At 33.9% G+C, this 12,287-nt stretch carries 11 protein-coding genes; all 11 read right to left on the reverse strand.

What is annotated here, in order from left to right; all coding sequences use genetic code 11:
• Positions 1 to 264: 264 nt before the first annotated feature.
• The gene (locus H8718_RS05565; protein ID WP_249332159.1) at positions 265 to 405 is read right to left on the reverse strand and encodes a hypothetical protein; all 141 of its coding nucleotides are present in this window, start codon (positions 403 to 405) and stop codon (positions 265 to 267) included.
• A 225-nt stretch (positions 406 to 630) separates the two neighbouring features.
• Positions 631 to 990 (reverse strand): GNAT family N-acetyltransferase, encoded by a 360-nt coding sequence (locus H8718_RS05570; protein WP_249332160.1) that lies wholly within the window; start codon positions 988 to 990, stop codon positions 631 to 633.
• Positions 991 to 1,116: 126 nt separating this feature from the next.
• Positions 1,117 to 1,647: a hypothetical protein gene (locus H8718_RS05575; RefSeq protein ID WP_249332161.1), complete on the reverse strand. Its 531-nt coding sequence runs from the start codon at positions 1,645 to 1,647 to the stop codon at positions 1,117 to 1,119.
• A complete protein-coding gene (locus tag H8718_RS05580) occupies positions 1,644 to 2,465 on the reverse strand; it encodes a hypothetical protein (protein WP_249332162.1) in 822 nt (273 codons plus the stop codon). The genes H8718_RS05575 and H8718_RS05580 overlap by 4 nt, the downstream gene beginning before the upstream one ends.
• Before the next feature lie 92 nt (positions 2,466 to 2,557).
• A complete protein-coding gene (locus H8718_RS05585) occupies positions 2,558 to 3,613 on the reverse strand; it encodes a copper amine oxidase N-terminal domain-containing protein (RefSeq protein ID WP_249332163.1) in 1,056 nt (351 codons plus the stop codon).
• A 155-nt stretch (positions 3,614 to 3,768) separates the two neighbouring features.
• A complete protein-coding gene (locus tag H8718_RS05590) occupies positions 3,769 to 5,397 on the reverse strand; it encodes a putative polysaccharide biosynthesis protein (RefSeq protein ID WP_249332164.1) in 1,629 nt (542 codons plus the stop codon).
• Positions 5,398 to 5,775: 378 nt separating this feature from the next.
• Entirely contained in the window at positions 5,776 to 6,660 is an 885-nt protein-coding gene (locus H8718_RS05595; RefSeq protein ID WP_177669038.1) for a carbohydrate ABC transporter permease, read from the reverse strand.
• Between the two features lie 12 nt (positions 6,661 to 6,672).
• Positions 6,673 to 7,638, reverse strand: a complete 966-nt coding sequence (locus H8718_RS05600; protein WP_177669036.1) for an ABC transporter permease — start codon at positions 7,636 to 7,638, stop codon at positions 6,673 to 6,675.
• Positions 7,639 to 7,695: 57 nt separating this feature from the next.
• Complete coding sequence (locus H8718_RS05605) at positions 7,696 to 9,285, reverse strand: type 2 periplasmic-binding domain-containing protein (RefSeq protein ID WP_249332165.1); 1,590 nt, start codon at positions 9,283 to 9,285, stop codon at positions 7,696 to 7,698.
• A 265-nt stretch (positions 9,286 to 9,550) separates the two neighbouring features.
• On the reverse strand, positions 9,551 to 11,800 hold the full coding sequence (locus H8718_RS20775) for a helix-turn-helix domain-containing protein (protein WP_249332166.1): 2,250 nt from the start codon (positions 11,798 to 11,800) through the stop codon (positions 9,551 to 9,553).
• A 188-nt stretch (positions 11,801 to 11,988) separates the two neighbouring features.
• A complete protein-coding gene (locus H8718_RS20940) occupies positions 11,989 to 12,189 on the reverse strand; it encodes a sigma factor-like helix-turn-helix DNA-binding protein (protein WP_334299077.1) in 201 nt (66 codons plus the stop codon).
• Between the last annotated feature and the right edge of the window lie 98 nt (positions 12,190 to 12,287).

The following is a 12,287-nucleotide window of genomic DNA, read 5'->3' on the forward strand; positions in this document are numbered from 1 at the left end:
TCTCAAATCCATCCTGAATTTTGGGTATAAAAATGCCCCAGAAGTGGCTTAAACATATTCCAGGGGGAGTTATACATATTTCATATTTATACTCTATCATTTACCAAAATATTATTCAATAGTTTAAATTTTATACTTCAACCACAACCATCTATGACGCCTATCTTATTGTAGTGGGAATAACTTTAAAGCCTAATAGCCCGGCTACCTTTCCAGCTTAAAAATTGCATGGAAAAATAATTCTCCATGCAATTTTTAACCCTCTTAATTATCTACAACAACATCTTGTTGAACAGGATACTTCTCTACAAGGAATTCTACCCAACTCTCCAATTGCTCGTTCAACTGCTCTGTCTCTCTGACTTCTACGGTCTCTTCCACATTCTCTTCTAGATTCTCTTTCACATTCTCTTCTACAACACTGTTGGTTACATCTACAACACATAGGCTATTCCTCCTCGTTTCATATCGGTAGCACCAAAAGTACCTTCCCCTAATAACCTATGCTATTATCCTAATAAATGACACCATTTGCATGTTATTTATTTAATATTCGACAATTCCATCCATCTTTTCCATTGCATAAGTACTAATGATTCCGTCTGATAAGCTAGACCCGTTAAATGAAAATTAGAGTCTTAAAAGATAGATGCAATAGTCCTCAATGCCCTCATGCCAAAAGAAGCAGTCTCTAGGTATCTTAGCAACTTCTTGAAGTGTAGCATGCGTTCTTTCAATGATCTTTCTTGACGCTACATTTGAAACTTTACAAGTTAAATAAAGTGATTTCATCTGATGGGCCCTTGCCACAGCAACCACCAGCCTAATCCCATGATAGGAATAGCTATTTCCCCGATAAGGTTCATCAATTTCATATCCAATGTGACCATTATAATAAGAATGATAATTGTGACCAATACGTATACTTATCTTACCTATACGCTCTCCAGTACCATTATCATAAATATCATAGTAATAAAACGGCAACAATACATCATTTCCTTGAAACTTTTCACAAACCTTTAGAGTTATTTTTTCATCCGAAAGTATGTCAAAATCATAAAAAAAGTAAACATATATCTCCCCCTATAAATTATCTCATCTACTCATCTTTTCTTATAGAACTCTCTTAACTTTTTGCTTTAGCTGAGCAAGCATACTTAGCCAGTAAATCTCATAGCTTATAGCTACTACCATAAGCACCGCTGAGATAGCAGAGGCATTCATCCTAAAACTTAGGCCTATTAAAGATAAGGTATGAAGTACCAAATAAATATTTTGCTTTTTCTGCCATACCTTCTGTTCTACTTCCAACTCCATACTCACTTTTTCTGCTTCTATAATAAGGTATCGCATTGCTAAACTCATACTTCCTAACACAATCATAATACCTTCTGACCATCCTACTAGCCTCAAATCCCCCCTGAATAAAAGCCAAGTTACACCTTCTACTATAACTATAGCCCAGCTTAAGTGTCTCGCTCCCCTTAATGCCTTATGGTTATGTTCTTGTAGGAGCATACCTATCCCTACAGCAATGACTATATAGCCTACAATATCTGGAAAGATAACTACACTACCTATTTGAATATTAACGAGCACAAGTAATGTTCCTAAAAATATCCTTCTATAACCTTCATATTTCATCTAATCCCCCCCTCTTCTCTAAGATATTTATAGCTATCTATCCTGCTAAAATAGGGGGTGTATCTCAAATTTAAAACCTGGTCTATAATCTCTTCGCCCTTAAGGTCTTCAAAATAGATTCTACTTTGAATCTCATAATAATTAAATCTCCTAGAATCCTTTGAATCTATCTCCATCTTACCTTCTAATTTCCATGCCATTCCCTGTTTAAAAGACTGTGGTTCAGGTGGCATGCCATTAATTCGAATTTCTATAAAATCTTTCACCAAAGGATCTAGCGTACTTTTTATACCATCAAAACGAACATCTTCAGTAAAAATTCCACTAAAAGAAGTCTCTCCTGAACTCGATGCCTGACTCATACCATTCTCTAGTATAGCTCTTTCATGTTCTACAGGATAAAAGATGATTTGCCCAATAGGTATATCCATTTCCTCACCATTATTGAACATCACTTTTGCTCTCGTTAGGCTTATCTCTTCTTCTATAGGCATGCCTTCCCCCTTATAATGATACTCGATCCAGTACTCTCTTTGGTCATGATGTGCATTAAGATTAAACTGATTACCTAAGCTTACTCTAAAGAAATGTCCTTCTCCTGTAAGTTCCGGAAATTCTATTTGAACAAGCTCCCTTGTATCATTTTTATTCATCAAACATCCTATAGTAAAAATTGTGTATTCCTCTAAACCTAACTCATAGTAATGTTTTAGAAATACAGGTTGCTTAAGCTGCTCAGCCTGAAATAAGAGTAGGTTGAAGATCAAACAAACACCTATTAACCCTATACAGAAAGTAAGCTTTATGTAGCACCTCATATATCTCCCCCTTCAAAAAGCTTTCTCTTAATGGTCTTATTAAGCTTTATAATTCCTTGTGAATTTTAGGCATAAAAATCCCCTAAAGTAGCTTATTTATACTCCTCTAACATAGCAGCTAAACTTACTTCATCTACCTTTGAAAGAATATGTCTATCCCCATATGGACTAAAGATAGGGTATTGTAAAGCTATATTCTCTGGTACACCATACATATCTTCTACTCCAAGTAAACCTACTTTCTCCCTTATATCTACATACTCATAATACACACTCATATCATCTTCTGGTGATGGGTCTCTCATCGAACTGGTATGAAAGACTATAAAAAGACTTTCTTCTAATTCTGGTAAAGTCCCTACTTCCTGTGTCACATTGCCTTCCCCTAAGTAACGATCAAATACAGTCTCTTGTGTATGAGGCCTACCTTCTTCATCTCCTCTCACTTCTTTAAACCATTTACAATACGCCACGCCATTTTCTATTTCATAGTAAGCTATATTCTCAATAGGCATATCGAATGAAGGGTCTCCTATTAATAAGAAATAGTTTGATTTTGTGTTAAGTGGGAAGATATAAGATTCTCCATAGCCTCCACCAGGGTATACATCTTCTCCATTTACTCTTGGTAAGGCTAATTGTGCAAAACGATAAGCTGTCAAATCATCACTTTTTAAGCCTTCTAATGCCTTATACGCAGTGTGATTAGGGTTATAAGCATTGATGAATCTATCGTCCTCATTATAGTCTACTATTCCCCCTAGTATTTCAAAGATATTTCTAAGTGGTATATAGGTAAGACTTTCTCCCCACTTATTGGTATGCATAAACATAGGACCTATAAGTTCTACCTCTTCACCATTTAAAGCTCCCTGCTTACTGCCTATAAGCACTTCTAACTTCTCTTTATCTTTAACAATTGTTACTTTTTTACTCATTGCATCATACTCAACCTGAGCATCTAATTCTTCCCCTACAAGTCTTAGGGGTACATAAGTCACATCATTTTTCACTACAACTTCAACATCATCTCTTTCTTCGCCATTTAGAAAGAATGTTGTTTCTACTGGTTTTGCCCATGCTGTTGTCTGGATACCTGCTAACATACCTATTCCTAAAATAATTCTACTTAGCTTCTTCCTATTCATCTCTTTGCCCTCCATAGATATTTCTTATGAACTTATTTCATCCTGAATTTTTGGTATAAAAATACCCCAGAAGTCGCTTACACATATTCCAGGGGGAGTTATTATACACATTTCATATTTATACTCTATCATTTGCAAAAGTATTAAACAATAGTTTAAATTTTTTTACCAAAGTGAGGTAAATCTTCTGCTTTTAACATACCACTCAAGAATCCACTAAGACCATAGATAAGAATACAGAGGGCTATGCTTAAAATGAGATTAATATTTGGGAAATTAAAGAGGTTATTAAGAATATAAAAACTAGATAATCCAAGAATACTCATGATAACGGAACAAAGTAACGGATAGAGATAAAGTGAACCAAGATGAAGATTTAAGCCAACTTTATATTTTAGATAGTATACGCAAAGTAGTGCAAAAACCATATAGGCAATCAATGTACTATAAATAACACTATAGATATGCAAAGTAGGTATACAAAGTAAAATGCTATTTAAGATGAATTTAACACTTAACGCAATAATAGCAAATAAGGTAGGCACATATTGTTTGCCCATACCTTGTAAGATACTAGAAGAAAGCTGAGCAGTGGTAATAAAGATAATTGTTAAGGCACCATGCATGACAAGTTCACCACCATCAGGATGTGTCGTAAACATAAAATACATAATAGGCTTTGCAAAAATCATAAGTCCGAATGATGCTGGGATAGAAAGCAAAAGACCTATACGAAGAATTTGAGAGATTTTGTCTGTAAGTCCATTCCTATCTCCCAAAGCGTAAGACTTTGAGATCGATGGAATAGCCGATACAGATACAATGAGTATGAGTGAAATAGGAATATTAATCAGTGTAAAGTACTTCGTTGTGTATTGACCAATCAAACTTGTAGCAATTTCCATCGTAGAAAGTGCTGCTGCACCAGATACAGGAATTGTCTCTACAAGCCCAGAGGCTCTAAGATAGTCGACAGCTGAAGGAAGCTTATTTGAAAGCATTGAAGCATCTATTACCGAAAATATTGAGAAGATAGATGTGGTAATAACCATTGGGATAATAATTGAAAGAAGCTTGTAAATAATTTCCCTGCGACTTTTGAATAGAGGTTTGGTAGATGTAATTGGTATTTGGTTTGTAGGGTCATTTTTCTTATAAAGAAGAATAAGGATAATGAAGCCACATAGAGCACCAATACCTGTTCCTATAGTACTACCAGCAGCTGCAATAGCTACACCGTATTGTATAAAGTAAGTAGCAAGAACTACACTAAATAGAGCATTAAATAATTGCTCGACTACCTGAGAGATAGCTGTAGGAAGCATCGTATTCATTCCTTGGAAATATCCCCTTACAACAGCCATTAAACTGGCTATAAAAATAGTAGGGGACAATATACGAAGTGGAAGAATAAGTTCCTCCATCCCATTTAGTTGAACAGCAATAAACTCAGCCCCTACAAATAAGCCAAGACTAAGTAGCCCACTTACAGCACCTGTATAGAACAGAGCAACTCTGAAGACCTTCTTAGCATCCTGCATGGTACCTTTAGCGAGACATTCGGCAACCAGTTTAGAAATCCCACCTGGGATACCAATGGCAGATACACCAAGAAGTACCACATAGATATTAAAAGCAACCCCATAGATTGCATTACCTGTATCACCTAAAATGCTCGTCATAGGAATACGATATAAAAATCCAATTATTTTACTTAAAAACATAGCAATACCTAGGATTAAAGCACCTTTAATAATGCCAGTACTTTTAATTGAAGTTGTCATGTAATAACCATCCTTTATTTGAGCTGTTTCTTATGTTTATTTAGAACATTTCCTCATACTTCCTGTTTCATACAGTGTAAATTATAAAAATTCAAATCGCTTCATCTGCTTCTCTATAACAATTACTGCTTTGCTTCCTCGAGTATATCACAACTTCATATGTTTGTAGATATATTTCTGATGATTTGCTTATGTTCAAGGTTATGTTCTTTAGCGAACCACGGTTAGGAGTGCCTACACCAAGATACTCGTGTAAGTAGTCTCCTATGGAGCTAATAATCTGCATTCGAAAGATTGGATGCATTGTCTACCTTACATATGTGTAAGTACATAAAAAAGAGAGACTTCTTTTAAATAAAAGTCTCTCTTCCTACCCTATTAACCTTTTACTGCCCCTATCATGACCCCTTTTGTAAAATACTTTTGTACAAATGGGTACACACATAAAATAGGTACGGTTGATACAACAATGGTTGCATACTTAATACTTTCACCTATGGCTTCTATATCTCCACCTGCTCCACTAGCAATCATGCTATCTGTAGAATTTGATATTAAAATTTCCCTTAATATAATTTGCAGTGGATATAAATCTCTCGATCTAATAAATAACATAGCATCAAACCATGCATTCCAATGTCCAACTCCATACATAAGTACCATAACCGCTATAATGGCTTTAGACAATGGCAAAATAATTTTGAAGAAAATTGTAATATCATTAGCGCCATCTATTTTAGCGGATTCCTCTAAACTATCTGGTATAGATTGAAAATTGGTTCTCATAATAATAAGATTATATGTAGAAATAAGTCCTGGAAGCATAAGCGCCCATATGCTATTTCCCATTCCTAAAGTATCATTAATAAATAAATATCTAGGGATCATTCCCCCGCCAAAGTACATAGTAAATACGATAAATACTAAGAGCACTTTATTAAGCGGGAACTGCTTACGTGTTAATACAAATGCTGAAATAGCTGTAACAAATACATTCAAAAAAGTTCCTACTATCACTACAAAGAGCGTAACACAATAACCTGTTACAATATTAGGATTATTTATAACTGCCTTATAAGCATCTACATTAAGACCTAGTGGTTTAAAGAGTAATCCTGTATGTGCAAGTAATGCATTGGAATCACTTAAGGAGGCAAATAATACATAGATAACAGGATACAATGTAATAATCATTATGAATGTAAGCAAGACTATATTAAACTTATCAAATATTCTTTCACCTAAACTCCCTTTACCTACCATCTTTATCCCCCTTTACCACAAACTTGTCTCTGAAACTTTTTTACTAAACTGATTAGCTAAGATAACTAAAATAAAATTAATTAAAGATGAGAATAGACCAATAGCTGTTGTATAGCCATAGTCAAAACTTCCTCCCAGTCCATAACGGTAAATATACGTTGATAGTACATCTGCTGTTTCATACGTCTGTGGATTGTACAACAAAATGACTTTTTCAAATCCTACACTCATAACCTGACCTACTCGAAGGATGAACAGCATAATGATTGTTGGTGCAATGGATGGCAAGGTGACATGAATAAGACGTTTAAATCGATTAGCACCATCTATTGCAGCAGCCTCATAAAGTTGTTCATCTACACCTGATAGAGCTGCTAAATAAATAATCGTTCCCCATCCAATCTCCTGCCAAATACCACTAGCTACATAAATTGTTCTAAAATATTCCTTTATCGCCAATAAGTTAGTCTGTTCTACTAATCCCAAACTTGATAAGAGACTGGTAATGAACCCATCTCTCGCTAAAAATTGATTGAGCATACCACATACAACAACAAGGGAAATAAAATGTGGTAAGTAAGTAATCGTTTGAACAGCTTTTTTAAATTTTTTATGTTTTACCTCATTTAACAATAAGGCCAAAATAAGGGGTGCTGGAAATCCCCACAGGATATTTTGGATACTAAGTGCCAGTGTATTTCTAATTAAGCGCCAAAAGTAATGACTTTCAAAGAATTTGATAAAGTTATCAAGTCCAATAAATGGACTACCACTTATTCCGTCTACAATACTATAATCTTGAAAAGCCATTACAATGCCATACATAGGGCCATAATGAAAGATTGCATAATAAGCGATAAGTGGAATAGCTAATGCATACACATACTTATTACGATTCCATTCTTTCTTCATTTTTGTTCCTAAAGATACCTTTGGCTTCTTAACTTCTTCCCCCTGCACTAATGCTACTTTTGCCATTTTTTCTCCCCTTTCTTTAAAAGGGAACCTGGTTTGGTCCCCTTCGTCTACAGTTAATTACCTTGCCTCATATCTCTTAATACCAGCTTCTTTAATCTCAATTGCACGATCAATGCCAAATTTATTAATTTGCTCTACATATTGATCGAAATTATCTAGCGATTCTGCACCTGTTACAAAAGCAATAAACATTTCATCTCTGTATGTATTTATTTCAGTCATAATCGTTGCTAGATCTTTAGATTCATCGGATGTCGCTGTAAGCGGTGGGATAACATGTTTTGCTGCATTATCTACATATTTATTAAATGCTGCCGCAGCTTCTTTTTGAGCATCTAATTGATAGTACTGTTCTTGGTACTCTGGTATTTCACAAAGTCCTGGTGCACCATAGTTAGCTTGAATATATTTACCCATTGCATGCCCAATGGATAAACCATCTGGATTATTTAAGATAAGGTCTGTATAAACAGGTTTACCATCTTCCATATTATAAGTAAGCCCTTCTACCCCAAAGTTCTTAAGAAGTGCTCCTTCTTCTGTATAAAGATAGTCAAACATTTTCACAATCTCTTCTACATTTTCAGCTGTTGCTGTAATAGCTGCTGCTGGCCCTGCAATACTATTTGTATACCCAGATAAAAATTTCCCTTCATCCCCCTTATTCAGTACAGGGTTTGGCACACCTACAAGTTCATACCCTTCCTCAGTTGCTGCCTTATACCAAGTTCCTATACTACTTCCAACCCATGCAAAAGTAGCACCTGTTTTACCATTAATAATATTTGCATCTATAATCTTACTATCGATAGAAGCAAAATCTGGGTCTAATAATCCTTCCTTATACCATCTATTTAATGTGGTTAAATACTCTTTATAGCCTGGCTGTATTGGACCATATTGTACCTTACCATTATCATCTAAATAGAAATCAATACCTATTTCATAAGCTGCATTAAATAAGTTAAGTCCATTTCCTGATAAATCTAAAGCTTTAATACTTAGTGGAACTTCTACACCCTTTTCCTCTTTAAAAGCTCTAAGAACTGTTTCCCATTCTTCAATAGTTTCTGGTGCTTCAAGCCCTAAATCCTCTAACCAGTCCTCTCTTAATACAAGACCTGAGAAAGCTTTTACATCTCCTTGGTTAAGTCCTTGGAAAGCATAAATGGTCCCCTCATCTGTTTTACATTGTTTAAACATTTCTGGATTAGCTTCCATCGCTGCTTTATAGTTTGGTGCTAAATCTAAATAATCATTTAAAGGAATAATAATGCCATCTTTGACTGCTTTTTCTGGCCCACCTGGATACTCACTTAACCATTGTGCTTGAATAACATCGGGTAAATCTTTTCTTGAAGCAATTAAGAGTTTAAATTGTTCTGCCTCTTGACCTACTGGTGGATGTAAGAATTCTATAGCAACACCTGTTTTTTCTTTTAGCTGTTTATAGTATTCTACTTCTCCGTAGTTTTGGACGACTGGACTAACATTTCCATTCATAGCTGCCCAATAGGTGATTGACTTATCTGCTGATCCTTTAGATGTATCTGTAGAAGATGTACCTGCTTCCTTCTGTCCACATCCTGTTGCCCCCACTGCTAGCATCACACACATACATGCTACTGCAAATTTTCTAAAACTCATTTTTATTCCCCCTCAGTTTTTTCTCACTGTTTATTACAAGGTCACTCTACCACATTTTTCATTTTCTAAAATATCCCATATTGTTTTATGACCTTTATTTTTTTACTTTTTGACCCCTTCATTTTTTTACCTCCTATATATTTTCTTACTTTTCTTTAGTAATTTTAGCCTTTACAAAGGCTTTTAGGCTTATAAAATAGGAAAAGGTAGCTATCCGTTTCTTAATCTTATCAGATAACAAAAGGATAACTACCTTATTTATAAATTATTTCTTATTCCCATAGATTTCTTTATACTGTCCCGGCATAACCCCTTCGTATTTCTTAAAAGCTCTCGTTAAAGCTGCTGTATTAAGGAAACCTGTCTCTTCAGCTACCTTAATCAGCGTCTTGGTAGTACCTTGAAGTAATTTCTTAGCCTGTTCTACTCTATATTTATTAATATAGCTTAATAGATTTTCTCCTGTTTGCTCTTTAAATAAGCGTGAGAGATAAGACGCATTCAGTTCAAACTGGTCAGCGACTGTAGCTACATTGAGATTCATATCCTTATAATGCTCTTTAATATATTGAATAATTCTTTCTTCCCTCTCCTTAGCATTTTCTTTGACTTGATCTGTTATTTTACAGATCTCTTCTATAAGATCATCTATTTTGTCTCTTATATCATAAACCGTATAGGATTTTTTAAATACATCCTTTGTATCTATTTCTAGACTAATGTTTAATTCTTTTGCTACCTGTTTGATTGTCTCTAGACAGTCAAGCAATAAAAGTCTTCCACATTCGGCTGAAATCTGCTTTTCCTTAAAATTAATTTGATAAATTTCCTCAATCATTTTATGAGCCTTCTCACTATCACCCAATTTCAGAGAATTTATCCACTGCTTATGTTTTGTTTGATCAAATTCATATTGATTATGATGCTCTTCTATATTTCCATAATAAATCATTTGCTTCGTACCTATAATCTGCTTTTCCTCTAGCGCCTCTAATGCCTCTTTATACCCGGCGCCAAAGTTACTGATCCCTATGATAGGGCTTGAAACCCCTATAGTGTACTCGATTTTAAGCTGCTCAGCTAAAAATTTCCTTGTCCTTTCAACGCCTTCTAAAATATAGTCTAATTCATTTTCATCTTCTTCCTGCCCATTCAGTATAATAACATACCAATCATTAAGAGGAATGACCCAGCTCATGATATTCCCATTAAAAATTTCTTTAATAATATTCTCTATCATAAAAATACTAAGCTTTAAATCTTTAGCCTTTTTTCTCTCTATATCCATATCCTCAAAAAGAGTGATAACACTTCCTTGGGTGCAAAGGGTCTTTTGATTTTTTAAGATGTAGGCATAATTTTCGTCTGTCTCTTCTATTAGGCCATAAAGCGCTTTACGTAGAATACTTTCTATCATAATCTTTTCTTGACTCTTTAATTTTTTCTCTATATTATTCAAAATGCTATTGATATAAGTGACCTCCGAATACTTATGATCTTCTATAGATAAATTACTTTTGCTTAATCGATTTATTATATGCTCTATTTTCTTATAATTTTTTTTAACACCCTTGATTCCTAAAATCAGTAACAGGACAAATGCTACCCCCATACCTGTAAAAGCAACTAAAATAAAGCTTGATTTAGCTCTTAATTGATACTCTTCTATCATCCATATGTAGTGTAAATCTGAACTATTTTCTTCAATATAAAATACCCTGTACTTTTGACTATTTAGAGTAATACTCCCTATTTCTTGATTGCTTAATGTACTTGTTACTGCTCTTAAATTCTCTATATCTTTTTCAAAACTGCTAGACCCATCAGCATCATTTGACGCTAAAAGCTCAAAATCTCGATCTAAAATATAGAATTTGCCCTCATTAAGATTATTATAGCTTCCAATCAATGCATTAAACTGCTCCGTATTGACTTTAACAATAACATTGGAATACTCTACTGTTTCATTCGTAGGAATTGTAACAATATAAAATATCTCATCTAATATTTTAATCAGCTTCCCTATTGGATAATTTCCCTTAAGTTTTTGATTCCATTCTTCTTGATTCTTATTCTCCCCTAACAAATAATCTGTGTATAATAAGTCTGCATCCCTTATACCTAATGCATTTATAAAAAAATCACCCTTATGGTAATATAAAATAAGATCTTCAATAAGGTAATTATATTTCTTTATTTTTTTTAGTTCATTAATTCCCATAGCAAGTTTATAGTTATCTGAGCCTGTCCTATTTTTATCTAAGTTTAAAATCCTTGCAAACCTCGGATTAGAATCTACTTCTATCACTAATCTTTCAATATCACTTACTAAATAATCGATTTCCCTTACGATTTTATTGAGTATAGAATAGTTACCTCGAATAACTTCATTATTCACATTTTTTATAGATGTCGTATACATATATCTAAAAGATATTAATCCGACAATACCTAATAAAACATAAGGTATCAGTAATGAATAAAACATCTCTTTCTTTATAATAACCTTTTTCACCGAACTCCCCCCATATCAATAAGTTCTCCGTTGCTTGTCTATATATAGTTTAATTATAATATAATTTTATAATAAATATCAAACATTCAAAAAATAATTTGCATCTATAGGCGCAATACTTATATATTCAAGTTGTGGCGGTGTATTTTACAAGGATTTCATCAACTTTAAATATTCTTCATTTCTCTTCATTTTCTAATCCCCTCTCCTAATTCTAATCTCAATAACTGCAAGGCTCTTCTTTGTCTCGTTACAACCGTCCCTCGTGGAATCTCTAAAATCTGGGCTGTTTCTGATAAGATATAACCTGAAAAATACCTAAGTCTTATTTTCCTCCAATAAGTAATCCTTATCGAGTAAATCTCATTCCTTATATCTAATGTATCTATAAAAAATTTTACTTATAATAATATAATTTTTTAATTTATGCGAAGTATCAAATAAATAGATTTCTTAAAAATAAAAGTGCATAAATAACGCACTTAAG

The sequence above is a fragment of the Zhenhengia yiwuensis genome, assembly GCF_014384995.1.
Taxonomy (GTDB): Bacteria; Bacillota; Clostridia; order Lachnospirales; family Cellulosilyticaceae; genus Zhenhengia; species Zhenhengia yiwuensis.

Excerpts from the sequence above, each read along its gene's own strand:
- H8718_RS05575 (WP_249332161.1), bottom strand. The coding sequence starts at position 1,647 with ATGAAATATGAAGGTTATAGAAGGATATTTTTAGGAACATTACTTGTG.
- H8718_RS05580 (WP_249332162.1), bottom strand. The coding sequence starts at position 2,465 with ATGAGGTGCTACATAAAGCTTACTTTCTGTATAGGGTTAATAGGTGTT.
- H8718_RS05585 (WP_249332163.1), bottom strand. The coding sequence starts at position 3,613 with ATGAATAGGAAGAAGCTAAGTAGAATTATTTTAGGAATAGGTATGTTA.
- H8718_RS05590 (WP_249332164.1), bottom strand. The coding sequence starts at position 5,397 with ATGACAACTTCAATTAAAAGTACTGGCATTATTAAAGGTGCTTTAATC.
- H8718_RS05595 (WP_177669038.1), bottom strand. The coding sequence starts at position 6,660 with ATGGTAGGTAAAGGGAGTTTAGGTGAAAGAATATTTGATAAGTTTAAT.
- H8718_RS05600 (WP_177669036.1), bottom strand. The coding sequence starts at position 7,638 with ATGGCAAAAGTAGCATTAGTGCAGGGGGAAGAAGTTAAGAAGCCAAAG.
- H8718_RS05605 (WP_249332165.1), bottom strand. The coding sequence starts at position 9,285 with ATGAGTTTTAGAAAATTTGCAGTAGCATGTATGTGTGTGATGCTAGCA.